Origin of the sequence: Streptomyces sp. NPDC001744 (assembly GCF_042892575.1) — a bacterium.
GTDB lineage: Bacteria > Actinomycetota > Actinomycetes > Streptomycetales > Streptomycetaceae > Streptomyces.
This window is the reverse complement of the sequence record NZ_JBIAUG010000003.1, coordinates 293,542-319,172: the sequence shown is the minus strand read 5'-3', so window position 1 is coordinate 319,172 and position 25,631 is coordinate 293,542. Positions and strand designations below refer to the sequence as shown.

Below are 25,631 nucleotides of genomic sequence, written 5' to 3'. Positions count from 1 at the left end.
GGCCTCGCTCCGTACCCCCCTTCCCGTCCGCCCCGCGGCCCCCGGCCGCCGTCTCCCAGGAGTCCGCGACATGAGCGCTGCCCCCCACCACGGCGGGGACCCCGCCGTCGGACCCCGCGGGGACGGCGCTCCGCGTCCGGCCGGGACCACGCGGGACCCGGGACCCGACCGCCCGGACCCCGCCCTCCCGGACGGGGAGCACCCTCCGGCGGAGCGCCACTCCGCCGTCGGACGGCTGGCCGCCACGGTGGAGCGGCTGCGCGAAGAGGTCCGCGCCGCGCACGCCGCGGCCGAGGGGCGCGCCCTGATCGAACTCGCCAAGGGCGTCATCGTCGAACGGCTCGGCTGCGGCCCGGCGCAGGCGGCCCGGCAACTCGCCGCCCTGGCCGACCGGGCGGGCCTCTCGCAGCTGGAACTGGCGACGGACATCATCAACCAGGCCGCCCGCGACCGGGTCGCCGAGGTCACCGACGACTTCGTCCGCCGCGCCGTGGACGCGGCGGACGGACCGGACGCGGAGGCCGGCGCCTCGGTCGCCGTGCGCCTGCGCACGGCCGAGAGCGCCGCGCTCAACGCGGGGGACAGCCAGGCCGTCGCGGAGTCCCTGCTCGAACACGCCCTCGCCCCCCTGGGGGCCACCGCCGTCGCCATCTGGACCACCGGCCCCGACGCCTCCCTGACCCTCTGCGGCCACGCCGGCTTCGGCGCCGACGAACCCGCCCGCTGGCGCTACGTACCGCCGGGGGTGACGACCGTGGCCCGGCAGGCGCTCACCGGCCGCCGCACCGTCTGGTTCCCCTCGCTCGAAGCCGCCGGACCCCCCTCGATCGGCCACACCCGCCACCCCGCGGGCGGCCGGGTGGCGGTGCCCGCGGGCACCGGCGGCCGCATCCACGGCGTCCTGGAGATCTGCTGGCCCCGGCCGCTGGGCCCCCAGCCCCGGGCCGTGGAGCGCCAGGTCGAGGCCCTGGCCGAACTGTGCGCCCACACGCTCGAAACCCTCCCCGTCCAGCCGGTACGGGTGCGGGCCCTCCCGCCCGAGCCCGCCGGGATGTCGGAACTGCTGGAGATCGCCGACGGGCTCTACGACCCCGCCCTGGTCCTGACCCCGCACCTGGACGAGGAGGGCGGCCTGCGGGACTTCCGCATCCGCCACGCCAACGAGCACTTCCAGGACCCGGCGGGCCGCTCCCGGAGCGCCGTCGACGGAGCCCTGCTCCTGGAGGCGTACCCCACGACGGCCGGCGACAACGAACTCTTCGAGCGGATCGAGCGCGTCTACGCCACCGGCGAGCCCTTCCGCGCCCGGCGGACCCGGCTGACCGCCCTCGTGGACCAGGTGCCGCTCGCGTCCGCCGCCGACATCAGCATCAGCCGGCACGGCGACAGCGTGCTGCTCATCTGGCGCATCGAGGACGAGACCGCCCGGCTCGCCAGCCTGCTGCAGCACGCCCAGCGCCTCGGCCGCATCGGAGGCTTCGAGGAGGACGTGCCGACCGGGGAGATCACCTGGAACGGGCAGCTCTTCGACCTCTTCGGGCGGGACATCACCGAGGGGCCCGTACCCCTGCGCGATCTCGCCTCCCACGCCCACCCCGACGACGCGGACGCCATCGGCCGCTTCCTCCAGACCGTGCTGCACCAGCGGCGGGCGAACTCGGCGGCCTTCCGCATGCTGCGCGGGGACGGGGTGACCCGGCACATCCGGGTGATCGCCGAACCCTCCCTCGATCCCGTCGGACGGCTCCTCGCCGTACGGGGGGCCTACCAGGACATCTCCGCCCAGCACTGGACGGAGGTCGCGCTGGCGGCCACCCGCGACCAACTCGCCATGACCGAGCAGGAGTCGGCGGAACGCAACCGCCTCGCCCTCCAGTTGCAGCACGCCATCATGCCGCCGACCACGGCCCCGCTCGACGCGCCGGGGCTCGACGTCGCCGTGCGCTACCGGCCCGCCGAGACGGAGTCCCTGGTCGGCGGCGACTGGTACGACGCCGTCGTGCTGCCGTCCAAGAAGATCCTGCTGTGCGTCGGGGACATCGCCGGCCACGGCATCGAGGCCGCCACCGGCATGGTGGTCCTGCGCAACGCCCTGCGCGGCCTCGCCGTGACCGGGGCGGGCCCGGCCCAGCTCCTGTCCTGGCTCAACGACGTGGCGCACCACCTCACCGCGCAGGTCACGGCCACCGCCGTCTGCGGCGTCTTCGACCCCGAGGCCCGCACCCTGCGCTGGGCCAGGGCGGGGCACCTGCCGCCGGTGCTCGTACGGGGCGCCGAGGCCAACACGCTGCCGCTGCTCCAGGGGCTGCTGCTCGGAGCCCTCGCCGAGGCCGAGTACGAGGAGGCGGAGATCCAGCTGGAGCCGGAGGACACCGTCCTGATGTACACCGACGGCCTCGTCGAACGCCGCGACACCTCCGTGCACGACTCCCTGACGCAACTGCTGGTCACGGCCCAGGCGCCGGCCGACAGCCTCGAACGGCGGCTCGACGTCCTGCTGACGCACAGCAAGTCCGACACCGACGACGACACGTGCCTGATCGGCGTGCGGGTCTCCTGACCACACGTCCGCCCGTCCGCACGAACCTTCCCCATCATCCGTGGAAAACAGGGAGCATGCCCGTGAGAGAAGTGAACCTGGACGTCGAGGCCGAGGTCCGCGACGCCGGCACGGCGGTCCTGTCCGTGGGGGGCGAGCTCGACATCGAGACGGCCGGCCTCCTCCGGGGACACCTGGACGACCAGCTCCGGCAGGGCCGCCGCCACCTCGTCCTGAACCTCTCCTCCCTGGACTTCATGGACTCGTCCGGCCTGAACGTCCTCATCGGCGCGGGACGGGACGCCAGGGCCGCCGGGGGCGACCTCCACCTCGCCGCCCCGACCTCGGCCGTACGGCGCATCCTGGAGATCACCGGCCTGACGACGACGACGCCCCTCCACGCCGACGTGACGGAGGCGCTCGTCGCGGCGGGCCGCGCGGGCTAGACCCGGAGAGGGCACGGTCCGGCGGCGGACGGGGCCGCACGGGGAAAAGGGGAAGAAGGACGGGAAAGGGAGAGAAGGGGAGACGTGGACGGGATCACCGGCGTCGAGCAGGCGCTGCGGCAGGCCGCTCCGCACCTGCTGGTCGACGTCGTGGCGGACCTGCTGCGGGAGCGCCACGGCGCCCTGCGGGTGGAACTCCGGCTGGCCGACTACGCGCTGCGGTCGCTCCAGCTCGTCGAACGCGTCCCCGGTTCCGCCCCGCCGGTCCCGGTCCACGGCAGCCCGCAGGGGCGTGCCTTCGGAGCCCAGGAGCCGTACGTCACCGAGGAGGCCGACGGCCTCTCCGCGCACCTCCCGGTCACCGTCCGGGGGGAGCGGACGGGCGTCCTCACCGTGACGGTGCCGCAGGTCGGCGACCTGGTGCCCCTGCTCGCCGACCTGCGGCACGTCTGTGAGGCGCTCGGCCACGAGATCCTGGTGGCCGAACGGGACACGGACCTCTACGACAGGGCACGGCGGGCCGCCCGGCTGACGCTGGCGGCCGAGATGCAGTGGCAGCTCCTCCCGGGGCGCTCCTGCGCCCGCCCGGAGTTCGCCCTCGGCGCGCACCTGGAACCCGCCTACGCGACCTTCGGGGACAACTACGACTGGTCGGTCTCCGCCGACCACCTGACCCTGTCCGTCACCAACGGGATGGGGGAGGGGGTCGAGGCCGCCCTCCTCACGAACCTCGCCCTCAACGCCCTCCGCAACGCCCGCCGCGCCGGACTCGGCCTCGCGGACCAGGCGGCCCTGGCGGACCAGGCGGTGTACGCGCGGTACGGCGGCGCCGCCTTCGTCTCCGTCCTCCTGCTGCGCTTCGACCTCGCCACCGGGGAGGCGGAGGCCGTGGACGCCGGCTCCCCGCGTCTGTGGCGCCTGCGGGAGCGTTCCGTCGAGCCCGTCCCGTTCGAGGCGCAGCTTCCCCTGGGGATGTTCGAGGACTCCGTCTACGTCCCGCAGCGTTTCGCGGTGCGCCCGGGGGACAGACTGCTGTTCGGCAGCGACGGCGTGTACGACGCCGCCTCCCCCGGCGGGGAGAGCTACGGCGAGCGGGCGCTGTCCCGCGCGCTCCTCGCCACGATGCTGCTGCCCCCCACCCAGGTCCCGGGCGCGATCCTGCGCGAACTCGCCACGCACCACGGCGACAGCCCGCTGGAGGACGACGCGCTCGTCGTCTGCCTCGACTGGTACGGACGGCGGGGACGGCCGGACCCCGACTTCCCGGAGACCGGCGACTTCTGAGGCGTACTCACCGGTACACCCGGACAACAGTTGCTACGAGGCAACTGTATTCTGGGGAAGTGGCACCCGGCTCGCACCCGGGGCGGACACGTCGTGGGCGAGCGGGGGTGACGCGTGGAATACGGGGCGCGCGGGACGCGCGAGGCACACGGACGGGCGCGGCGCGCGGTGCGCGGGGGTCAGGCGGACCGGACGCCCTTGAGCGGCGGGCTTCCGCGCGACGGGGAGGCCGGGGGTCTCTCCTGCTCCAGCGCCTCGTGGAACCCCGTGAGCCCGCGCAGCAGCGCCCTGCGACTCGCCGGCGTCATGGCGGAGATGACGGAGAACAGGGCTTCCTCCCGCTGGGCCCGGAGGTCCCGCAGGTACGTCTTGCCCCGCGGCGTCAGGTGGAGTTCGAGCTGTCGGCGGCTCACGGGACTGGGCAGCCGCTGCACGAACCCCAGCGCCTCCAGGCGGTCGCACATACGGCTCACCGAGGGCGGCGCGGAGCCGAGCAGTTCACCCAGCGCGCGGAGGTTGATCCCCTCCTCGCGGTCGAGGCTGTACAGCACGCGGAGCTGAGACGCCGACACCGGTGTCGACGACACCATGTCCCGGCCGCGCTCCCACAGCACTTCGAGGAGCTCGATGAGCTCCCGGGCGGCCTGCGTCGTCTCCTGCGGCTCCCGTCGGGACGGGGCGGGGTTGGTGTCCATGGCTACCGACACTCCTCAGGCGTCCGGGGCCGAGGGCGTCGGCCTCGCGACGCACCGGTCATCTCCACATCTCTCCAGAAGGCGGTACGGATTCGGCGGGTCGGGGCGTGACGGCGGAACGCGCTCCGCGCGGGGTGTCGCCACACCGCCTTCCGGACTCCCTCCGTATCGCTTCGGCACAGCGCTCTCCGTCGATCTCCTGCCCGTCGGCCACGGACCCACGTCGCTCTGTGTCCCACCGGGCCTCCACGGACTCCGGCGGGGGCGCGGCGCGTGGCCGTGGGCCCGGGGCCCGGGGGATCGCGCTTCCTCCACCCCGCAACCATATCTTTTCGGTGGTGACGGGCCCACGGTGACCGCACACCTTCCTGTGACGGTTCGAGGCGAACGATGTGGTGTCCTTGTGATCGTCCTCTTTTCCGACCGGGTCGCCTCCCGGTCGGCCGGGCGGCGTGCCGCCCGCTTCCCGCACGCTCCGGGGCGACGGCCGGGCGCCGCGAGGGACCTCCCGCCGGACCGCCGGACGGTGTCCTCGTACCCCGGCCCGGACCGGCGCGGACCGCACCCCGCCGACGAGGACGCGGCTCCGGGGGAGGACCATGGACGCACGGGCCCCCTCTCCGCCGGCAAGGATTACGCTCTTGTCCGCATTTCCGGCCCCGCGCGGTGTGGAAACCGCAGAGAGGGGAAGGGGCGCAGGATGAGGTACGAAGCGCGGCACGGAGCCGTGTGAGGGGAGGCAGGCCGATGACGGAGACGATCGCCGCGGAGCGCGCGACACGGGAGCCCGTGCTGTCCGCGAGTGTCGACTACGACGGCGTGGACGCCGACGGCGGCATGGTCGCGTCCGCCCGTGACTTCACCGTCGACTTCCTCACCGCCTCCCCGTCACCGGAGCACGGGCCGGTGACCCGCGAGCGGATCGACCTCGCGCGCCTGGTGGTCAGCGAGCTGGTGACCAACGCCGTACGGCACGCCCCCGGTCCCTGCCGGCTCCTGCTCGACCTCTTCGAGGACGCCCTGGAGATCTCGGTGTTCGACCGCCTCGAGACCTCTCCCGTTCCGAGGGGGCACGACCCGGGCCGCATCGGCCAGCACGGGGTGGAGATCGTCGTCGCCGTCTGCGAGAGCGTGAGCGTGGAGCCGCACCCCACGGGAAAGCGGGTCAGGGCCCGCCTCTCCCTCCGCTGAACGCGCGCGGGAGAGGGTCCGGCGCCCGCGGAAAAAATTTCTGAGATCGATGCGCATGCTCCGTGGGACCCGGGGTATGCGGGCCGTCCGGGGGAATACGGGTTGTCTACGATAGAGGGGGTCGTCGGAATGCCGATCGCGACGCTGGCGGACACGAAGACCGGTACCGAAAAGACTGTGGGGGGCCTTCCCGTACTCGAAGCCCCTCAGAAGGTGGCGCCGAAGGACGCGCGCGAACTGTCGAAGGTGTTCTTCGACCGGCTGGCGGTACTGGAGGAGGGAACTCCCGAGTACCAGTACGCGCGCAACACGCTGATCGAGATGAACATGTCGCTCGTGCGCTACGCGGCCGGCCGCTTCCGCGCCCGGGGCGACGACATGGAGGACATCGTCCAGGTCGGCACCATAGGTCTGATCAAGGCCATCGACCGGTTCGACATCTCCCGCGAGGTGGAGTTCACCACCTTCGCCGTCCCGTGCATCGTGGGCGAGATCAAGAGGTTCTTCCGTGACACCTCCTGGGCCGTCCACGTGCCGCGCCGGCTGCAGGAGGCGCGCGTGGAGCTGGCCAAGGCGACGGAGGAGCTGAGTTCCCGTCTCGGACGCTCGCCCAGCGTGGCGGAGCTGTCCGCCCTGATGAACCTCTCGGAGGAAGAGGTCATCGAGGCGCGGATCGCCTCCAACGGGTACAACTCCACCTCGCTCGACGCCACGATCGGCGGCGAGGGCGAGGAGGGCGGCGCCATGCTGTCCGACCTCATGGGCGAGGAGGACCCGGCGCTCGAACTCTTCGAGGACTTCCACTCCCTGGCCCCCCTCCTGGGTGAACTCGGCGAGCGCGACCGGCTGCTGATCCACCTGCGGTTCGTCGAGGAGCTGACCCAGTCGGAGATCGGCAAGAGGCTCGGCATCTCGCAGATGCAGGTGTCGCGACTGCTCTCGCGCAACCTGGCGCGGCTCCGCAAGGGCATGCTCGACCCGATGGACGTGTGACCCTTCTTCTTTCCTTCCCGCCCCCGGGCCGAACGGCCTCACCGATCCCCTTCCGGTGAGGCCGTTTTCCCGTGCCCCCGCGCTCAGCGAGCGCCGAAGGTCTGGGTCCAGTACCAGCCCTCGGTGTGCAGGCCGACGCCCATCTCCGTGAAGGAGCAGTTCAGGATGTTCGCGCGGTGGCCGGGGCTGTTCATCCACGCCGCCATCACCTCTTCTGCCGTCCGCCGGCCCTTCGAGATGTTCTCGCCGTAGGTGGTCCATCCGTACCCGACGGCCGTGAAGCGCTCGCCCGGTCCGGCGCCCTCGGGATTGGTGTGGTCGAAGAAGTCGCGCGCGGCCATGTCGTCGGAATGGCCCCGGGCGGCCAGGGCGAGAAGGGAGTTGCCGGTCACGGGACCGCAGCCCGCCTTGGCACGCTCCGCGTTCACCAGGTCGATCACCTGCTGTTCGGCCGAGGCGGAGCCGGGGTCCTTCTTCGGGGTCGCGGTCGTGCGCGCGGGGGTGGGGGCGGGGGAGGACGTGGCCGTGGGACGGGCCGTGACCTTCGGGACGGGCGCCCGCGTGGCCGCGCGGTCGGACCGGGGCGGTGCGGGCGTCGAGGTGCGCGGGGCGGCCGTCGTCGGGGTGGCCGAGGGCCCGGGGGAGACGGGCGAGGCGCTCGCGCGCGGGCCGGACGGCCCGATCGTTCCCGGGGGCGGCGTGGTGGTTGCCGCCAGGGCCGTGGCCGGCTGTGGAGGGGAGAGCGGGAGGTCTCCGGCCGTCGCGGCGCGCAGGGCGCCGGGGTCCGCCACGTCCCGGCGACCGGAACCGTCGCTCAGCGCGAAGGCCCCTCCGGTGACGGCGACCACCGCCATCCCCGCGGCCACCGCGTGCCGGCGCACAAGCCGCTGCTGCTTGCGGCGCCGCGCGCCCCGGGTGCCCCGGGCACCTCGGGCCCCCGGGACGGGGGACGGACCCGCCCCCGGCGACTCCACCGGCTCGTACCCGGAGAGGGGCGCGTCCTGCTCGTGCCCGGGGGGCGGTCCCGCCTGTCCATGCCCGGAGAACGATTCCTCCCGTCCGTAACCGGAGAACGTTTCCGCCGGCTCGTACCCGGGGAACGTTCCCGTCCGCTCGTGTCCGGGGGAGGCCCCCATCGGTTCGTACCCGTGCGGGCCGCGCGGGCCCGCCGCGGCGGCGGGACCGAGGCCCGCTCCCTCGCGGACGGCCGTGAGCAGGGGCTCCGCCGGGGGGACCAGGAGCAGCCCCGCGAGCAGCGCCTCCACCGGGTGGAGGCCGTCGGCCAGCGGGAGGCAGCGGAGGCACCCGTGGACGTGCCGGGCTATGCGCCTGCGCCAGGACGCGGTCGGCCGCCCGTCCCATCCGTCGAGCTCGTACCACAGGGCGGGGCACGGCGGGTTCTCCCGGAGGGCCCGCACGACGACCCGGGCCGCGTCCAGCCGCTTCCTCATCCGCCGGATGTGCGCCGCGGTGTGCTCCGGGGAGAGCCGGAGGGCCGACTCCACTTCGTGGCGGGCCAGGTCGCCCGTGCACTCCAGCCACCACAGGGAGAGCGGGAGGCCGTGTTCCGGTTCCAGCCAGCGGGTCGCCTCCGCGGTCTCCCGTTCCTGGCCGGACAGGTTCAGCCGGGCGACGGCCAGGTCCACGAAGTCGGCGTCCGGCCGGCCCGGGGCGGGGTCGGCGGGGGGACCGGCGTGCCACCGCCCCTGACGGTCGCGGACGACGTCCGCCGCGACGGCCACGAGCCAGGACCGGAAACCGTCCGGAGCGCGCAGTCCGCCGAGCCCTCCAAGCGCCCGCAGCATGGTCTCCCGCACGGCGCCGCCGGCGTCCCGGTGCTCGTTCGTCGCCCGGCCCACGAGGTTGTGGACCAGGGGCAGGTAATGGGTGAGGAGCCGGTCCTGCGCCCGCGGATCCCCGTCCCGCGCCGCCCTCACCAGCTCCGTGCCGTGCCGTACGTCCATGCTCGCCTCACCCTGCCTGTTCCAGCCGTTCCCGGCGCCAACACATGGGAGAGCACCGGAGGGCGGGCCGACAACGGAAATCCGCCGGGTTTCCGGAACCGGTCCGGGCGGGTTCCCGGGACGCCGGGGCGGGCGGGCCCCGGACACGCGTCGGCCCCGCTCCCGGTTCTCGCCGGGTGCGGGGCCGTGCGGGGCCGTACGGGGTCGGGCGACCGGGGCGTCACGCCGTTACGCGCGACGCGAGCGGCCACCGGTGAAGAGACGGTAGAGCAGCAGCAGGATGACCGAGCCGATGATGGCGGCTATCCAGGTGGACAGCTCGAAGAAGCCGTCGATGGAGTCGACCCCGAAGATGACCTTGCCGAGCCATCCGCCGAGGAGACCGCCCGCGATGCCCAGCAGCGTGGTGATGACGATGCCCCCCGGGTCGCGGCCCGGCGTCAGGGCCTTGGCGATGAGACCGGCCAGCAGTCCGATGATGATCCAGGCGATGATTCCCATGGTCCCGTCTCCTCGGGGTGCGTCGTTCGGTTCCTTATCCCGCGTTTACGCGAAATCGGCCGCTTCAAACGTCGCCGGCCGCGGTTCCGGACGGATTCCGTGCGCGACGGTCCGGCCGCGCGGCCGGGAAACCCCGGTCACGCGGCCGGAAGTGCCTGGTCAGGAGGTCGGGGCGGACTTCTGCGGGCTCTCCGCCCCCGAGGCCGCCCCCGCCGTCGACAGGGGCTCCGCGATGTCCTCCAGGGAGCGTCGTTCGGCGTTGACCGCCAGGAAGGCGGCGACGAGACCGGCGGCGCACATCAGGCCGGCGCCGATCTGGAAGGCGAGGACCGTGTCGCCGACGACGCCCGACTCGGTGAGGTCCGCGAAGATCAGGGGTCCGCTGATGCCGCCCGCCGCCGTGCCGAGGGCGTAGAAGAAGGCGATGGCCATCGCACGGGTCTCCATGGGGAAGATCTCGGAGACGGTCAGATAGGCGCTGGACGCGCCCGCCGACGCGAAGAACAGCACCACGCACCAGCACGCCGTCATCGTCGTGGCCGTCAGCGAACCGCGGTCGAAGAGCCACGCGGTGCCGAACAGGAGGATGCCGGAGAGCAGGTACGTCGAGGAGATCATGATCCGGCGGCCCACCGTGTCGAAGAGCTTGCCGAGCAGCAGCGGACCCAGGAAGTTGCCCGCGGCGATCACCGCGAAGTAGTAACCGGTGTGGCCCGTGGGCACGTCGAAGAACGTGATCAGGATGGCGCCGAAGCCGAACGTGATGGCGTTGTAGAGGAACGCCTGGCCGATGAAGAGCGAGAGCCCGAGGACCGCCCGGCGCGGGTAGGAGCGGAACACGGTCTTGGCGATCAGGCCGAAGCCGATGCTCTTGCGCTGGTGGATGGTGATCTCGCGGTCCGGCGGGGGCAGCCGGACCCCCTTCTCCTGCTCGATCTCCTTCTCGACGGAGCCGACGAGCCGGTCGGCATCGTCGCCGTAGCCGTGGATGAACTGCCACCGCGGACTCTCCGGGACGTGTCGGCGTACGAGCAGGACGACCAGGCCCAGGACGACACCGAGGGCGAAGCTGAGCCGCCAGCCGAGGTCCTTCGGGAAGATGTCGGTGTCCAGCATCACCACGGACAGCAGGGAACCGCCGACCGCGCCCAGCCAGTAGCTTCCGTTGATGATGAGGTCGACCCGGCCGCGGTAGTGCGACGGGATCAGCTCGTCGATGGCGGAGTTGACGGCCGCGTACTCGCCGCCGATGCCGAAACCGGTGAGGAACCGGAAGAGGAAGAACCACCAGGACTCGAACGACAGCGCCGTCAGCGCGGTCGCGGACAGGTAGACGAGCAGCGTCACCATGAACAGGCGCTTGCGGCCGTAGCGGTCGGTCAGCCAGCCGAAGAACAGCGCGCCGGAACAGGCGCCCGCCACGTACAGGGCCGCGGCGATGCCGGTGATCTGCCCCGAGGTGATGTCCAGGCCGCTGCCGTCCTCGGCGATGCGTCCCGCGACGTTGCCGACGATCGTGACCTCGAGGCCGTCCAGGATCCAGACGGTGCCGAGGCCGATCACGATCATCCAGTGCCATCTGGACCACGGGAGGCGGTCGAGACGGGCCGGTACGGCGGTGGTGATCGTCGGTTCCCCGGGGCTCGGAACAGAGGCCCGTGACATTTCAGATGCCATGTCTCACTCTCCGTCGTGCGCCCCCCGGACATCCCCCTCCGCCGAGTTCCCACGACCGGGGAATCCATGCGGGCGGTTGACGGAACGTCGTCGGGCGACGACCCGGGGTGAGGGGGGTCCGGCGCCGGGGCGGCCTGCGGGCGGCGGGGCCCCGGAGGGCGTCAGGCGGTCCCGGGCCGGGTGAGCAGGGCGAGCGCGGCGGCATGGCCCTCGAACGGAGGCAGATCGACGAGCCGGATGCCGGGGACCGGGGCGGGCCGGGCGGCCGTGCCCACGTACGGTTCGGCGGCCCCCAGCGCCAGGCCCGTGCCCGTGGCCTTCAGCGCGGCCTCCTTGCGGGACCAGCAGCGCGCCAGCGCGGCCGGGCGCGCGGCGGCCGGCAGGGCGTCCAGCTCCGCCCGCTCGCGCGGGTGGAGGACGCTCGCCACGTCCCGCACCGCGGCGTCCGCAGGAACGGCCTCGACGTCCACGCCGACCGGCACCGGGGCGACCGCCACCAGGGCGCGGTCCCCGGAGTGGGAGAGCGAGAAGTGCACGTCGTGGCCCCGGAGGTACGGCTTGCCGTGCGGCCCGCCGCAGCCGGCGCACGCCCGCCGGAGGAAGACGAGCCGTTCGGGCGGCTCGCCCACGTGGCGGCCGAGGGCGAGACGGAGCAGCACATGGGCGACCCGGTGCCGGTCCGCGTCCACCGGGGACCGGAAACGGGCGGTCCGGTCGCGTTCGTCGTCGTCGAGCACGGACGCGAGCGCGCGTGCCGGGGCCGCGGCCTCCGACACGCCGGCCGTCACCACTCCCGGATGACCCGGGACTTCTTCGTACCGCACGACCGGTCAGACTACCCGGCAGGCAGGCAGGCAGGCAGGCAGGCAGGCAGGCAGGCGGGCGCGGCGGCGGCGCGGAGCCGTTCCGGGCCGGGAAATCCTCAGGGTCCCGCCGAACCGGCGCGCCGCTCGTGGCGCGAGCGCGCGAGGCGGTGGGCCGTGCGCAACAGCTCACGGGTCGTCTCCCCGGTGCGCTCGCCCGGGTTCACCACCGCCAGCCAGCCGGCGGTGCCGTGGACGGGGTGTGCGCACACGGTGTCGGCGGCCGCGTGGTCGACCCCGGCGGGAGCCGGTTCACGGGGTGCGCGACCGGTCCACCGGACGAACTCCTCCCTCCCGGCGGCGATGTTCACGCGGAAGACGCCCGGCCGGTCCAGGCGCGAGGTCCCGTCGCCGGGGTAGTCCTTGGTCACGACGGTCGCGAACGGCTGGGTCGTCGCCGGAACCGAGCCGTCGGGCGCGTAGAAGAAGAACGTGTCGCCCCAGCTGATCTCCGGCGTGCCGTCGCCGGGGGCGGGCCTGAGGGTCAGGACGCCGTCGAGGCCGCCCGCGAAGTCGATAATCTCGTCGATGGTCATGTGCTCCAGCGTGGCATTCACGTGCTGGTGGAGACTTCGGGGCCGAAGCGGCCGAAGGCAGGGGGGTGCAGGGGTGAAAGGTCTCCATTCCGGCGGTATGCGCACCGCCGACATCGCGCGACGCGTCGGGTACTCCGTCCAGCAGGTCCGCGACCTGGAACGCGACGGCGTGCTTCCGCCCACGACGCGCACGGACGCGGGCCACCGGATCTACGGGGAGGCGCATCTGCGGGCCGCGCGGGCCTACCGGGCCCTCGCCGGGGGAGTGGGACCGGTGGAGGCCAAGAAGATCGTCCGGGCCTTCCACCGGTTGCCCGTCCCGCAGGCGCTCGCCCTTCTCGACGCGGCGCACGCCCGGCTCGACGCGGAGCGAGGGGAGATCGCGCGGGCGCGGGAGGCCGCCCGCGCGATCTCCGGGGAGCCGATCGAGGACGTGCGCGCGTCGGACTCGATGGGCGTCTCCGAACTCGCCGCCGCCCTCGGCGTGCGCCCCTCGACCCTTCGGCACTGGGACGCGGAGGCCCTCGTCGTCCCGGACCGCGACCCCGTGCGCGGAACGCGGCGCTACACCCCGGCGCAGGTGCGGGACGCCCGGATCGTCCATCAGCTGCGCCGGGCCGGCTACCGCGTCGCGCCGCTCCGGGCCCTCATGCCGGAGTTGCGCCGCGCCCGCCGGTCGGAGGAGGTCGCCGCGGCACTGGCCGCCAGGGAGGCCGGTGTCACCGCCCGGTCCCGGGCCCTTCTGGAGGGGGCGGCGGCGCTCTGCGCCGTGCTCTCCGCGCGCGGATGAACGGTCCGGGGCCGCCCGTGGGCGCCCCGCGCGGACCGGAGGGCCCGGACGGTGCGGCGTCCGTACCGCCCGGTGCCGCCCGCGCCGCCCGCACGGCCCGTCGGTCCCGGTACGAGCTCTGCGGAGGAGAGACGGAGGAGAGACGGAGGAGAGACGGAGGAGAGACGGAGGAGGGACGTCATCCCTTCCGGCCCTCGCCTGTTACCCGCGGGTACGCGATGATGGCGGCCAAGCGACCACACGGCACGGGGACTGGGGCAGCGGTGACGACTTTCGAGGAACGGACCACGGTGCACGCCTTCCGGGACGACGCCCTGGGGGACCACGACGCGGTGGGCCTCGCGGCGGCGATCCGGCGGGGCCAGGTGAGCGCCGCCGAGGCGGCCCGGGACGCGGCCGAACGGGTGCGGACCGTCGAGGAGCGGCTCCACGCGGTCCAGGTGTACGCCGAACCCCCGGTCCCCGGGCCGGGAACGGGCCTCTTCGCCGGAGTGCCGTCCTTCGTCAAGGACAACACCGACTACCGGGGGCTGCCCACCGGCCACGGCAGCGCGGCCTTCACCCCCCGGCCCGCCCGCCGGCACGCGGCCTTCACCCGGCAGTTCCTCAGCAGCGGCGTCACCGTCCTCGGCAAGACCAGGCTGCCCGAGTTCGGCTTCAGCCCCTCCACCGAGTACGAGGGCGCCGAGCCCGTCCGCAACCCCTGGGACACCGGCCGCTCGGCGGGCGGTTCGTCGGGCGGCAGCGCGGCGCTCGTGGCCGCCGGGGCGGTGCCGATCGCCCACGCCAACGACGGCGGCGGTTCCATCCGCATCCCCGCCGCCTGCTGCGGACTCGTCGGGCTGAAGCCGAGCCGCGGCCGGGTCGTGCCGAGCGCCCAGAGCCGCCGACTCCCGCTCGACATCGTCTCCGACGGCATCGTCAGCCGCTCCGTGCGGGACTCCGCCGCCTTCCTCGCCGCCGCCGAGACGCACTGGCGCAACCCGGAACTGCCGCCCCTGGGACTGGTGGAGGGCCCCTCGGACCGCCGGCTGCGCGTCGGTTTCCTCCTGGACTCGCCGACCGGTGTCCCCTCCGACGACGCGACCCGGGCCGCCGTCACGGAGACCGCGGCGCGGCTCGAACGGCTCGGCCACGCCGTGGAACCGGTGGAGATCCCCGTGGACCCCCGTTTCACCGACGACTTCCTCACCTACTGGGGGTTCCTGTCGTTCCTCCTCGGCGCCACGGGCCGCACCCTCGGCGCCGACTTCGACCGGCGCCGCATGGACGCCCTCAGCCAGGGGCTGCGCGCCACCTACCTGGAGAACTGGCGCCGTACCCCGGGCGTCCTGCGGAGGCTGAGGCGTGCGCGGGAGGCGTACGCGGCGGCGTTCCGCGGCCTCGACCTCGTGCTCTCCCCCGTGCTCGCCCACACCACGCCCCGGATCGGCCACCTCGGGCCGGACGTTCCGTACCCGGCGCTGATCGAGCGGATCCTCGCGTACGTCGCGTTCACGCCGATCGACAACGTCGTCGGCACCCCGTCGATCTCGCTCCCCCTGGGCGCGACGGAGGACGGGCTGCCCGTGGGCGTCATGTTCGCCGGGCGGCCGGGGAGCGAACGGACGCTCCTGGAGGTCGCGTTCGCCCTGGAGGCGGACCGTCCCTTCCGGCGCGTCCAGGACGTCTGACCCCGTCGGCGGGGGAGGGGCCGCGGCCGTCCGTACGGTACCGGCGGGTGCCGTGTCCTCCCTCCGCGCGGCACCGGTCAGCCGGGCGCGGGCGGATCGACCGGAAGGCCGGCCGTGTGCGCCGCCTCGGCCAGCACCTCGCGCAGCATGCCCCGGGTGAGCCGGCCGGTGAAGACGTTGCGCTGGCTGACGTGGTAGCAGCCGAACACCGTGAGCGCGCTGCCCGTTCCGTCCTCCGGTGCCAGGACCGTCCGCACGCCGTGCCCGAACTTCGGGCGCGGCACGGGCGCGATCCAGCCGGCCCGGGTGAGGGCCGGCAGCGCGGCCTGCCAGCCGAAGCCGCCCAGGACGACGACGGACCGCAGCGTCGGGCGCAGCAGTCGCGCCTCCCGGGCCAGCCACGGGCGGCAGGTGTCGCGCTCGGCGGGCGTGGGGCTGTTGCCGGGCGGCGCGCAGTGCACGGGCGCCGTGACCCTGACCCCGTACAGTTCGAGGCCGTCCTCCGGGCCCGTGACCGTCTCCCGCGAGGCCAGGCCGAGTCCGTACAGCGTCGCGTACAGCAGGTCGCCGGCCCGGTCGCCGGTGAACATCCGGCCGGTCCGGTTCCCGCCGTGCGCGGCGGGGGCGAGGCCGGTGATCAGCATCCCGGCGTCCGGCGGGCCGTACCCGGGCACCGGCCGCCCCCAGTACTCCTGGTCCCGGAACGCGGCCCGCTTCACCCGGGCGGTCTCCTCCCGCCACGCCACGAGGCGCGGGCAGGCCCGGCACCGTACGAGGCGCGCGTCGAGCCCCGCCACGGTGCGCGTCCCGGGCGCGGTGCGGGCGGGGTAGTCCTCGGCAGCGCACATTGATCGATCCGCTCCGTCCGGAAGGCGGTGTCCTTTCCGGATGCTCCCTACCCGCCGCGACCGCGATGTCATCGGAATGGCCGATTCCCGCCTTGATTGCCGAGGGGCACCATGGTTTGACTGATACTTAGGTTAGGCTACCCTAAGTCTCGTGCGAGCTGGTGAAGAGAGAACCGAGGCCGGGAGACCCCGCGGCCATGAACTGTCGGCCACGGGAGTCACCGTGGCGTACGGGGGCGCCGACGTCGTCCACGACGCGGCCCTGACGCTGCGGCCCGGCCGGGTCACCGTCCTGGTCGGCCCCAACGGCAGCGGGAAGTCGACGCTCCTGCGCACGGTCTCGCGCCTGCAGCGGCCCCGGACCGCCACGCTCGTCATCGACGGCGACACGGACGGCCTCGCGCTCTCCCCCCGCGCGTTCTCCCGCCGCGTCGCCCTGCTCACCCAGGGACGCCCCACCCCCGGCGGCCTGACCGTGCGGGACGTCGTGGAGTTCGGCCGCCACCCCTACCGGGGCCGCTGGGGGAGGACGGACCCGGGAGGCCGGGCCGCCGTGGACCGCGCGCTCGCCCTCACCGGAGTCGCCGAACTCGCCGACCGGGGCGCCGAGCACCTGTCCGGCGGGCAGCTCCAGCGGGTCTGGCTCGCCGGCTGCCTCGCCCAGGAGACCGGCGTCCTGCTCCTGGACGAGCCCACCACCTACCTCGACCTGCGCTACCAGGTCGAACTCCTGGACCTGATCCGCGATCTGGCGGACGACCACGGCATCGCCGTCGGCGCCGTCCTGCACGACCTCGACCAGGCCGCGGCCGTCGCCGACCGGATCGTCCTGCTCCGCGCGGGACGGGTCGTCGCCGACGGCCCCCCGCGGGACGTCCTGACGGGCCCGCGCCTGACCGAGACGTACGGCATCCGCGTCGAAGTCGACACCGACCCCCTGACCGGCCGGCCGCGCACCCGCGCCGTCGGCCGGCACCACACGCGAAGCGAAAGGCTCCCCAGCCCCTCATGAAGCGCCTCCTCCTGACCGCGGCCGCCGCCACCGCCGCGGCCCTCGCCCTGAGCGCCTGCGGCACCACCGAACCCGCCGCCGAGAAGAAGGCGGACAAGGCGGCCGAGCGCATCACCCTCACCGACTCCAAGGGCGTCGAAGTCGTCCTCGACGGCCCCGCGAAGAAGGTCGTCGGCACCGAGTGGAACGTCGTGGAGAGCCTGGTCTCCCTCGGCGTCGACCCCGTCGGCGTCGCGGACGTCAAGGGCTACGGGACGTGGAACACCGCCGCCCCGCTGAAGAACGACCCCAAGGACATCGGCACCCGCGGCGAGCCGAGCGTGGAGACCGTCGCCGCCCTCGCACCGGACCTCGTCGTCGCCACCGGTGACCTGCCGCCGGCCGCCGTGCGGCAGCTGCGCAAGGTCGCGCCCGTCCTGGAGCTGAAGGCCGCCGACGCCTCCGACCCGATCGGCCGGATGACGGAGAACCTGAACCTCATCGCCCGGGCCACCGGCACCACCGAGCGGGCCGGCAAGCTCGTGAAGGACCTCGACGCCAAGATCGAGGACGGCCGGAAGAAGCTCGCCGCCGCCGGCCTCGCCGGCGCGAAGTACGCCTTCGCCGACGGCTACCTCGTCTCCCAGCAGGTCTCCCTGCGGCCCTACACCGACGGTTCCCTCATCGGCGCCGTCAACGAGAGGCTCGGCCTGAGGAACGCCTGGACCGTCGAGGGCGACCCGGCCTACGGCCTCGGCAAGACCGACGTCGAGGGCCTCACCCGGCTCGGCGACGTGCACTTCGCCTACGTCGGCAACGACCAGGACCCGAGCAGCAACCCCTTCACCGGCGTCCTCGCCGAGGACAAGGTGTGGACCTCGCTGCCGTTCGTCAAGAAGGGCAACGTCCACCGCCTGCCCGACGGCATCTGGATGTTCGGCGGACCCGCGTCGATGGGCGAGTACGCCGACGCGGTGGTCGGGGAGCTGACGAAGTAACACCATGGCCGTCACCGCAACCACCCCCGTCCCCCGTCCGACGGCGGCCGCGTCCCGGACGGGCGCGGCCGCGGTGACGGCCGCACTGGTCCTCCTCGTCGCGGGCCTCGCCCTCGTCGACCTCACCCGGGGCACGGCCGCCGTCGGCGCCGCCGAGGTCGGGAAGGCGCTCACCGGCCGGGCCGACCGGGCCGACGCGTCCGTCGTCATCGCCTCCCGGCTGCCGAGGGCGGTCGCCGGACTGCTCGTCGGCGCCGCCCTCGGCATGGCGGGCTCCGCCCTCCAGGCCGTCAGCCGCAACGTCATCGCCTCGCCGGACACCCTCGCGGTGAACGCGGGCTCCTACCTGGCCCTCGGCCTCACCGCCGTCACCGGCGCCTCGCTCCCGCTCTTCGCCACCTCGGGAGTCGCCTTCGCCGGCGGTCTGCTCGCGGCGGCCGTCGTCCTCGGCCTCTCCGGACTCGGCGCGGGCACCGTCCGGCTCGTTCTCGCCGGCAGCGCCCTCACCCTCGGCGTCACCGCCGTCACCCAGGGACTGCTCCTGCTGTTCCCGAAGGAGACGGAGGGCCTCTACCAGTGGAACCAGGGCGGCATCTCGCAGAGCGGCTTCGACGCCGTCCTGCGGATGGCGCCCGTCGTCCTCGCCGGGCTCGCCGGACTGCTCCTCGTCGCCCGCCGGGTCGACGCCCTCGCCCTCGGCGACGACGCGGCCCGCGGCCTCGGCGTCCCGGTCCGCGCCACCCGGATCACCACCGTCGTCCTCGCCGCGCTCCTCTCGGCGGCGGCGGTCACGCTCGCCGGACCGATCGGCTTCGTCGGCCTGTGCGCCCCCGCGCTCGTCCGCGGCCTCGCGCGCCGGGTCCGGCGGCTCCACCGCTCCCGTACGGGCCTGCCGGTCACGGGCCTCACCGGCGCCGCCCTCGTCCTCGGCTCGGACGTGCTGCTGCGTGCCGTCGTCCCCCCGGACACCGCCGTCGCCGTGCCGACCGGCGTCGTCACCAGCCTCGTCGGTGCCGTCTTCCTGATCGTGATGGCCGCCGGGGCCCGGGACACCGCCGGGGCCGCGCCGCCCGACCGGGTGCGCATCAGGAGCCGGGCCGTCTTCCTCGTCACCACGGGCGTGCTCGTCGCCGCCGCGGCCGGCGTCGTCGTCGCCGGCGTCCTGCTCGGCGACTCCGGGCTGCTCCTGGGCGACGTCGTGAACTGGGCCCTGGGCCGGGCGGGCCGGACCGTCTCCTTCGTGCTCGACACCCGGGTGCCCCGGGTCCTCGCGGCGCTCCTCGCGGGCGCCGCGCTCGCCCTGGCCGGCACGCTCGTCCAGGCAGTGACCCGCAACCCGCTCGCGGAACCCGGCACCCTCGGCGTCTCCGGCGGCGCCGCGCTCGGCGCCGTCCTCCTCGTCACCACCGTGCCGTCGGCGGGCACGTGGGGCGTGGCCGGTGCCGCGTTCGGGGGCGCCGCCCTCAGCTCCGCCCTCGTCTTCGGCCTGGCCGCGCGCGACGGGTTCCAGCAGAACCGGCTCGTCCTCGTCGGGTTCGGCGTCGCCACCGCGACCGCCGCGCTGATCAGCCTGCTCATCGTGCTCACCGACCCGTTCAACGCCACGAAGGCGCTCACCTGGCTGTCGGGCTCCACCTACGGGCGGACCCTGCCCGACGCGGTGCCCCTCGCGGTGGTCCTGACGGCGGGTCTGGCCGTCGCCGTCCTGCGGCGCAGGGAACTCGACCTGGTCTCGCTCGACGAGGACACCCCCCGGCTCCTCGGGCTCGACCTCGGGCGCGGGCGCCTGGGCTTCCTGGTCCTGGCCGTCCTGCTCAGCGCCACCGCCGTGGCCGCCGCCGGCACGATCGGCTTCGTCGGGCTCGTCGCCCCGCACGCCGCCCGCGCCCTGGCGGGCCGCCGTCACGTGCGCGTGGTGCCGGTGGCGGTCCTCCTCGGTGCGGCGCTCGTCTGCGCCGCGGACCTGGTGGGCCGGACGGTGATCGCGCCGGCCCAGCTCGGCGCCGGCATGATGACGGCCGTCATCGGCACGCCGTACTTCCTCCACCTGCTGGTCCGCGGCCGCCGCTGAGGGACCGCCGGACCGCCGGAGAAGGAAGACCGGGCCGCCGGACAAGGAAGAAGGGGGCCGCGGGTCCCCGACCGGGGCCCGCGGCCCCCTTCGGTCCGTCCCGGCTCTTCGGTCCGCTCTCCTTCCTCTTCCCCCCTCTTCCCCGGGCCTCTTCCTCGGGGCCGGGGCCGAGCCGGCCTTCCGCGAGGACGTCCGGACGGGTCCGCGAGGGGCCGGTCCTGCCGAGCGTCCCGGAACGGCCCGGCGTAGGGTCCGCGTATGGGAGAGCCCGCGGGCGCGGACGCCGAGGACGTCTTCAGCGGTGAGGGGCTGGACGCCGTCCTCGTCGACGTGATGCGTGACACCGGGGCCTCGGTCGGCCTCGTGTACCTCCGGGCGCCGGGGGAGCGGATGCTGCGCCTGGTGCTGGGGTCGGGCATCGCCCGGGGGATCGCCGCCCCGTGGGTCCGGGTGGCGGTCGACGCGCCGTCCCCGGTGGCCGACGCCGTGCGGGACCGGGAGATCGTGTGGCTGGCGGGACCGCAGGAGATCGCCCGCCGCTATCCGCGCCTGGGGATCATGCTGCCGTACGACTTCCTGCTGGCCGCGGCCCCGATCGCCGACGACACCGAGGTGCGGGGCGGGCTCGTCCTGCTGTGGCCGGTCTGGCACCCGCCCCAGCTCGACGAGCAGGAGCGCGAGACGCTCGACGCCTGCGGGCGCCGGGCCGCCCGCCTGCTGCGCCGGGCGGCCGAACGGGGGCCGGTGCCCTACCCCTCGGAGCCGCGCCTCGTGCACGCGGAACGGCCCGTCGAGGTCGATCCCGTCGTGGCCCGGTCCGCCTTCCGCTTCGCCGAACGGCTGCCCGTCGGATGCTGTGCCCTGGACCTCGACGGACGTCTCACCTTCGTCAACTCCGCCGCCGCCGAACTGGTCGGCGCCGACGCGGCGGCGCTGCTCGGCAGGCGTCCCTGGGAGGTGCTGCCCTGGCTGAACGACCCCGTCTTCGAGGACCGCTACCGCGCGGCGGCGGTCACCCGGCGGCCGATGGCGTTCACCGTCGCACGGCGGCCGTCGACGTGCCTCCTGTTCGAGCTGTACCCGGACGTCACCGGAATCAGCGTCCACGTCACCCGGGTGACGGGCGACGCCGGGACGGGCTACGACGGAACGGATGACGACAGGCCGGAAGGGGACGGGGCGGGGGAGGGCCGGGCGGAAGAGGACGGCGCGAGGGAGGCTCGGGCGGAAGAGGGCGGCGCGGAAGAAGGCGGGAGAGGCGCGCCCGGAGCGTGTGCGGCGGACTCCCCGGTCCTCCCGGACTCCCCGGCCCGGGAGCCCGGAAGGGCGGGGGAGCCCGGTGTGCCCGTCCCGCACCCCGGGCGCGCCGAGCCCGTCGGCGCCACGGCGGTGTACCACCTCATGCACGTGGCGGCGACCCTGGCGGAGGCGGCCGGCGTCCACGACGTCGTGGACCTCGCCGCCGACCAGATCGTGCCCGCCTTCGGCCCGCAGGGCCTGGCCCTGATGAGCGTGGACGAAGGGCGGCTGCGCATCATCGGCCACCGCGGCTACAGCCAGGAGTTCGTGGACCGCTTCGACGGCACCCCCCTGACGGCGCCGGTCGCCGGCGCCCAGGTCGTCGCCACCGGCGTGCCCCTCTTCTTTCCCACGTCCGAGGACCTGTACCGAGCCCATCCGCACGCCCCGCGCTACGAGGGCCGTGCCGCCTGGGCGTTCCTGCCGCTGATCGCCTCCGGCCGCCCGGTGGGCTCCCTGATCCTCTCGTACGGCCGGCCGCGCCCTTTCCCGGGTTCCGAGCGGGCGCTGCTGACCTCCCTGGCGGGGCTGATCGCCCAGGCGCTCGCGCGGGCCCGTCTCTACGACGCCCAGCACTCCCTCGCGCGCGGTCTCCAGACCGGCCTCCTCCCGCACGGCCTGACCGCGTTCCCGGGGATCGCGGCCACCGCCCGTTATCTGCCGGCCGGACACGGCATGGACATCGGGGGCGACTTCTACGACCTCATCCGTGCCGCCCACGACACCGTGATCGCCGTCATCGGTGATGTCCAGGGGCACGACACCAACGCCGCCGTCCTCATGGGCCAGGTGCGCACCGCCGTCCACGCGCACGCGACGGCCGGCGCCTCCCCCGGCGACATCCTGGCCCGTACGAACAAGCTCCTGAACGACCTGGAACCGGACCGCTTCACCAGTTGTCTGATCGTCGCGCTCGACCTCGCCCGCCACCGGCTCCGGCTCGCCACGGCGGGCCACCCACCACCGCTCCTGCGCGCGCCGGACGGCCCGACCCGGCTCCTGGAGGCCCCGCCGGGTCTCCTCCTCGGGATCGCGCCGGACGTCGAGTACCCCACCGCGGAGGTGTCCTGGGAGCCGGGCGCCGTCCTCGCCCTGCACACCGACGGACTCGTGGAGGTGCCGGGCGCCGACATCGGCGTCGCCACGGCGGAGCTGGCCGACCGGCTCGCGCGGTCCCGGCCCGACGACCTGGACGCCCTCGCGGACGGTCTGATCCGGCACGTGAAGGACCCCGCGCGCCGCACCGACGACGTCGCCCTCCTGCTCGTCCGCCGCGACCCCTGACAGGGCCCCCCTTGCCGCGCCTATCGAATGTCGATAGCTTGTTATCGATATTCGATCGAAGGGGATGTCATGGGGAAATGGACGGTGCTCGCCCTGCGAGCCGTGCTCGGGGCGCTGCTCGCCGGTTCGGTCTTCGTGGAGGCGGTGATGGTGCCGCTGCTGGCCGCCGATCTGGACGGGCTCAGGCCGGAGTACGCCCACCTCCGCACCCCGGTGCCGGTGCTCCTGGTCCTGGGCGCGCTGACGGCGCAGACCGTGCTGGTCTGCGTGTGGCGGCTCGTCACGATGGTGCGGCGCGGCACGGTGTTCTCGCACGCCGCCTTCCGGTACGTGGACGTCGTCACGGGCGCCTTCGCGTGCGGCGCCGTCCTGGTGTTCGCGTTCGCCGCCCTCCTGGCCCCCGGCGAGGCCGTCGCCCCGGGCGTCGTCCTCCTGATCTGCGGGGTGAGCCTCGCGGTCCTGGGGGTGGCCCTGATCGTGCTCGTGCTGCGGACCCTGCTCGCCCAGGCCGTCGAGCGCGAGGCGGAGGCGACGCGCATGCGGGCCGAGCTCGCCGAGGTGATCTGATGCCGATCGTCGTGGACATCGACGTGATGCTGGCCCGCCGCAAGATGTCCGCGGGCGAACTCGCGGAACGCGTCGGCATCACCCCGGCCAACCTCGCCGTCCTCAAGAACGGCCGCGCCAAGGCGGTGCGCTTCGCCACGCTCGGAGCCCTCTGCGACGCCCTCGACTGCCAGCCGGGCGACCTGCTGCGCTGGGAGGCGGAGGACCCGGCGGGCCCGTCGCGGAGAGCCGACGCGGTGGCGACGGCCGGCCAGAACGGCTAGGGCGCGTGTCGGAAGTCCCGTCTGCCCGGCGGCGCCCGGCACGCACTCCCCCGTAGCCCTTCGGGCACGGGGGCGCCCCCAGCGGCGTTGTCGGGCTCGCCCCGATGCATCCAGTATCGGGGCGACCCTCCGCCTTGCGATCGCACGCACCGGACACCGCCGGGCCCGCCCTCCGGGCGGACGACGCCCCTTTCGACACCCGCCCTACTGATCTTTTCGTTAGTTGGGTGGGGTTGGTGGGTGGAGGGTGAGTCCGGTGTGGGCGAGGAAGGACCAGGGCAGTTGGGGGTTGGTGTTGATGCGGTGGATGCCCTGCTCGGCGGCGTCGGCGACATCGGCGAGGTGGTCGCCGGCGAGGTTGGCGAGCTCGCGTTTCTTGAGCGAGGACCACAGCAGTTCCACCGGGTTGAGCTCGGGCGCGTAAGCCGGTAATCGCTCCAGGGTGAGCCAGTCCTGCTCGGCGACCCAGGCCCGCATGGCCCGGCTCCAGTGGGCGGACAGCCCGTCCCGGACCAGTACCACCCGCTCGCCGTTGCAGAACGTCTTGGTCTGCTCCAGGACCTCGATGAGTGTGGCGGTGTCGTAGCTGCCGGGCTTGAGGTGGAAGCACAGCCGAGGACCACGGTCCGGGTCGGCGGCGTGGCAGCCGAGGGCGCCGGCCATCGAGGCGCGTTTCCAGTTCAGCCGGTGCCGCAGGAGCGGGGTGCGGCCGCGGGGCGCGTAGGTGCGGCGGACCTGCGGCAGCAGCGAGACTCCCGACTCGTCGAGGAAGACGATCCAGGCACGTGTGTTCACCACCCCTTTTTGATCCGCGGCCACTCATGGGCGATCCAGCGGGCGATCTCGGACTCGTCGCGTTCGACCGCCCGCCGTTCGGGTCGCTGCAGGCTCCATCCGAGCCGGCCGGCCAGCAGCCGCCACACCGAAGTCTTCGACAGCGCCACCCCAGTCACCCGCGTGACAACCGCACCGACCCGCTCCAGGGTCCACAGATCGGCCTCGAAACCATGGGCCTGGGCGCCCCGTTCCAGCGCGGTCCGCACCCGCTCGACCTGGGCATCGTCCAGTTTGGGCGGACGACCGGTGGCCGGACGCCGACGCAACCCGTCGGCGCCGCCTTCCTCCCAGACCCGCCTCCACCGCCGCACACTCTCCTCGCTGACTCCCAACATCCGCGCGATCTCAGCACCAGGACGTTCCTGACCGAACAGCTCGGCCGCCCGCACACGCCGGGCCTCGGACAGCTGCGGCCGCGTCAGAGGAGGAACAACAGGCGAAGGCTTGAAAGACACCACATCAGGGTCCCACCAACGAGGCCGGCACACCCACGGAACTAACGAAAAGATCAGTAGTACTGCCGCGGTGTGTGGCGTGATGGTCGGTGGCCCCGGGCGGCGCGTGTCCGCGTCGTCTGCAGGGGCTGGTGCGGGCCTGGAACTGGCATCGGCGGCCCCTGTGGGACCAGTGCGTGATGTGGGCGACGGGTGCGGGTCGGTCCTTACGCGGGACGCCGGAAGCGGTCAGTAGAGCCGGTTCACGACGTTCTTCACCGTGGTGTTCTTGAAGTAGTCGACCGGCGGGGCGCTCCAGTTGCTCTCCCACTCGATGAGCGTGACGGTATCCCCGTCGCGGCCCACGCCGAACAAGTGGTTGTGGTAGGTGCCGCCGGAGGGATACTCAACGCGCATGCCCTGCACGGTGGCCCCTTCTTCCACGTTGACCGTCCCGTAGTCGTAGCCCGTCACGACGGCAAGGGGGCCGTGGTCAGGTGACGCCGGGCAGTCCGCGTACACCTGGCGTGCATAGGCGGCGAACTCAATCGCCTCTGCCTCCGACTCGAAGACGACCGTGTTCTGGCGGCCAGCAGCGGTCTCGGACGTGGAGACCTCACGACTCCACACGTTGACCTCAGGGTAGGGCCACGAGCGGCCGCACGCGGGGGAGATCCAGCCGCGCTGGGCAGCCGCGCCGTACCAGGTGGTGCCGTCCTTGGGCATGTCGGAGAGGTAGACCATGCCGGGCCTGGGTCGCCACTCGGCAGCGATCGCCTCGGCTCCCAAGGCCGTCACCCATATCGCCGCGGTCAGGGCGGCCGTGATCGCCCCGCGCAATGCTTTCCGTGTGGTCATCGAATCCCCCTAGGTGTTCGGTTCGTCGG

23 protein-coding genes are annotated in these 25,631 nt (G+C 73.9%); 13 read left to right on the top strand and 10 right to left on the bottom strand.

What is annotated here, in order from left to right:
* Positions 1 to 70: 70 nt before the first annotated feature.
* The 3 genes from ACFYZY_RS05850 (at position 71) to ACFYZY_RS05840 (ending at position 4,269) form a co-directional block, all read left to right on the top strand.
* The gene (locus tag ACFYZY_RS05850) at positions 71 to 2,560 is read left to right on the top strand and encodes a SpoIIE family protein phosphatase (protein WP_388689866.1); all 2,490 of its coding nucleotides are present in this window, start codon (positions 71 to 73) and stop codon (positions 2,558 to 2,560) included.
* A 56-nt stretch (positions 2,561 to 2,616) separates the two neighbouring features.
* Positions 2,617 to 2,985: an STAS domain-containing protein gene (locus ACFYZY_RS05845; RefSeq protein ID WP_388689864.1), complete on the top strand. Its 369-nt coding sequence runs from the start codon at positions 2,617 to 2,619 to the stop codon at positions 2,983 to 2,985.
* Between the two features lie 84 nt (positions 2,986 to 3,069).
* Positions 3,070 to 4,269, top strand: coding sequence for a PP2C family protein-serine/threonine phosphatase (locus ACFYZY_RS05840; protein WP_388689862.1), 1,200 nt, complete (start codon positions 3,070 to 3,072; stop codon positions 4,267 to 4,269).
* Between the two features lie 179 nt (positions 4,270 to 4,448).
* Here the strand turns inward: ACFYZY_RS05840 and ACFYZY_RS05835 are convergent, their stop codons facing one another.
* Complete coding sequence (locus ACFYZY_RS05835) at positions 4,449 to 4,964, bottom strand: MarR family winged helix-turn-helix transcriptional regulator (RefSeq protein WP_388689860.1); 516 nt, start codon at positions 4,962 to 4,964, stop codon at positions 4,449 to 4,451.
* Between the two features lie 747 nt (positions 4,965 to 5,711).
* Here ACFYZY_RS05835 and ACFYZY_RS05830 point away from each other — a divergent pair.
* Together ACFYZY_RS05830 and ACFYZY_RS05825 are read left to right on the top strand one after the other, a co-directional pair.
* Positions 5,712 to 6,155 (top strand): ATP-binding protein, encoded by a 444-nt coding sequence (locus tag ACFYZY_RS05830; protein ID WP_388689858.1) that lies wholly within the window; start codon positions 5,712 to 5,714, stop codon positions 6,153 to 6,155.
* Positions 6,156 to 6,284: 129 nt separating this feature from the next.
* Complete coding sequence (locus ACFYZY_RS05825) at positions 6,285 to 7,148, top strand: RNA polymerase sigma factor SigF (RefSeq protein WP_388689856.1); 864 nt, start codon at positions 6,285 to 6,287, stop codon at positions 7,146 to 7,148.
* Between the two features lie 83 nt (positions 7,149 to 7,231).
* Here ACFYZY_RS05825 and ACFYZY_RS05820 read toward each other — a convergent pair whose 3' ends face one another.
* The 5 genes from ACFYZY_RS05820 to ACFYZY_RS05800 all read right to left on the bottom strand — a co-directional run bounded on the left by ACFYZY_RS05820 (position 7,232) and on the right by ACFYZY_RS05800 (position 12,689).
* Positions 7,232 to 9,112, bottom strand: a complete 1,881-nt coding sequence (locus tag ACFYZY_RS05820; protein ID WP_388689854.1) for a CAP domain-containing protein — start codon at positions 9,110 to 9,112, stop codon at positions 7,232 to 7,234.
* 228 nt (positions 9,113 to 9,340) lie between these two features.
* Positions 9,341 to 9,613, bottom strand: a complete 273-nt coding sequence (locus ACFYZY_RS05815) for a GlsB/YeaQ/YmgE family stress response membrane protein (protein WP_388689852.1) — start codon at positions 9,611 to 9,613, stop codon at positions 9,341 to 9,343.
* Positions 9,614 to 9,772: 159 nt separating this feature from the next.
* Positions 9,773 to 11,290: an MFS transporter gene (locus ACFYZY_RS05810; RefSeq protein WP_388689850.1), complete on the bottom strand. Its 1,518-nt coding sequence runs from the start codon at positions 11,288 to 11,290 to the stop codon at positions 9,773 to 9,775.
* A gap of 161 nt (positions 11,291 to 11,451) precedes the next feature.
* A complete protein-coding gene (locus ACFYZY_RS05805) occupies positions 11,452 to 12,066 on the bottom strand; it encodes a 4'-phosphopantetheinyl transferase family protein (RefSeq protein WP_388689848.1) in 615 nt (204 codons plus the stop codon).
* 146 nt (positions 12,067 to 12,212) lie between these two features.
* Entirely contained in the window at positions 12,213 to 12,689 is a 477-nt protein-coding gene (locus ACFYZY_RS05800; protein WP_388689846.1) for a DUF6194 family protein, read from the bottom strand.
* Between the two features lie 97 nt (positions 12,690 to 12,786).
* On the opposite strand from ACFYZY_RS05800, the gene ACFYZY_RS05795 reads away from it, so the two are divergent.
* Both ACFYZY_RS05795 and ACFYZY_RS05790 read left to right on the top strand, forming a co-directional pair.
* Entirely contained in the window at positions 12,787 to 13,479 is a 693-nt protein-coding gene (locus ACFYZY_RS05795) for a MerR family transcriptional regulator (protein ID WP_388689844.1), read from the top strand.
* Between the two features lie 263 nt (positions 13,480 to 13,742).
* Positions 13,743 to 15,152, top strand: a complete 1,410-nt coding sequence (locus ACFYZY_RS05790) for an amidase (protein ID WP_388689842.1) — start codon at positions 13,743 to 13,745, stop codon at positions 15,150 to 15,152.
* 77 nt (positions 15,153 to 15,229) lie between these two features.
* Here the strand turns inward: ACFYZY_RS05790 and ACFYZY_RS05785 are convergent, their stop codons facing one another.
* Positions 15,230 to 16,000, bottom strand: coding sequence for a uracil-DNA glycosylase (locus tag ACFYZY_RS05785; protein WP_388689840.1), 771 nt, complete (start codon positions 15,998 to 16,000; stop codon positions 15,230 to 15,232).
* 151 nt (positions 16,001 to 16,151) lie between these two features.
* On the opposite strand from ACFYZY_RS05785, the gene ACFYZY_RS05780 reads away from it, so the two are divergent.
* The 6 genes from ACFYZY_RS05780 to ACFYZY_RS05755 all read left to right on the top strand — a co-directional run bounded on the left by ACFYZY_RS05780 (position 16,152) and on the right by ACFYZY_RS05755 (position 23,473).
* Positions 16,152 to 17,012: an ABC transporter ATP-binding protein gene (locus ACFYZY_RS05780; RefSeq protein ID WP_388689839.1), complete on the top strand. Its 861-nt coding sequence runs from the start codon at positions 16,152 to 16,154 to the stop codon at positions 17,010 to 17,012.
* Positions 17,009 to 17,989: an iron-siderophore ABC transporter substrate-binding protein gene (locus ACFYZY_RS05775; RefSeq protein ID WP_388689837.1), complete on the top strand. Its 981-nt coding sequence runs from the start codon at positions 17,009 to 17,011 to the stop codon at positions 17,987 to 17,989. Before ACFYZY_RS05780 ends, ACFYZY_RS05775 begins: the two co-directional genes overlap by 4 nt.
* A gap of 4 nt (positions 17,990 to 17,993) precedes the next feature.
* Complete coding sequence (locus ACFYZY_RS05770; RefSeq protein WP_388689835.1) at positions 17,994 to 20,060, top strand: iron ABC transporter permease; 2,067 nt, start codon at positions 17,994 to 17,996, stop codon at positions 20,058 to 20,060.
* Positions 20,061 to 20,318: 258 nt separating this feature from the next.
* A complete protein-coding gene (locus ACFYZY_RS05765; protein WP_388689833.1) occupies positions 20,319 to 22,643 on the top strand; it encodes a SpoIIE family protein phosphatase in 2,325 nt (774 codons plus the stop codon).
* 69 nt (positions 22,644 to 22,712) lie between these two features.
* A complete protein-coding gene (locus ACFYZY_RS05760) occupies positions 22,713 to 23,210 on the top strand; it encodes a DUF2975 domain-containing protein (RefSeq protein WP_388689831.1) in 498 nt (165 codons plus the stop codon).
* Entirely contained in the window at positions 23,210 to 23,473 is a 264-nt protein-coding gene (locus ACFYZY_RS05755) for a helix-turn-helix domain-containing protein (protein WP_388689829.1), read from the top strand. Before ACFYZY_RS05760 ends, ACFYZY_RS05755 begins: the two co-directional genes overlap by 1 nt.
* 219 nt (positions 23,474 to 23,692) lie before the next feature.
* Here ACFYZY_RS05755 and ACFYZY_RS05750 read toward each other — a convergent pair whose 3' ends face one another.
* The 3 genes from ACFYZY_RS05750 to ACFYZY_RS05740 all read right to left on the bottom strand — a co-directional run bounded on the left by ACFYZY_RS05750 (position 23,693) and on the right by ACFYZY_RS05740 (position 25,602).
* On the bottom strand, positions 23,693 to 24,268 hold the full coding sequence (locus tag ACFYZY_RS05750) for a transposase (protein WP_388689827.1): 576 nt from the start codon (positions 24,266 to 24,268) through the stop codon (positions 23,693 to 23,695).
* Positions 24,265 to 24,765, bottom strand: a complete 501-nt coding sequence (locus ACFYZY_RS05745; protein ID WP_388689825.1) for a winged helix-turn-helix domain-containing protein — start codon at positions 24,763 to 24,765, stop codon at positions 24,265 to 24,267. Before ACFYZY_RS05745 ends, ACFYZY_RS05750 begins: the two co-directional genes overlap by 4 nt.
* 228 nt (positions 24,766 to 24,993) lie before the next feature.
* Positions 24,994 to 25,602 (bottom strand): hypothetical protein, encoded by a 609-nt coding sequence (locus ACFYZY_RS05740; protein ID WP_388689823.1) that lies wholly within the window; start codon positions 25,600 to 25,602, stop codon positions 24,994 to 24,996.
* Positions 25,603 to 25,631: the final 29 nt, after the last annotated feature.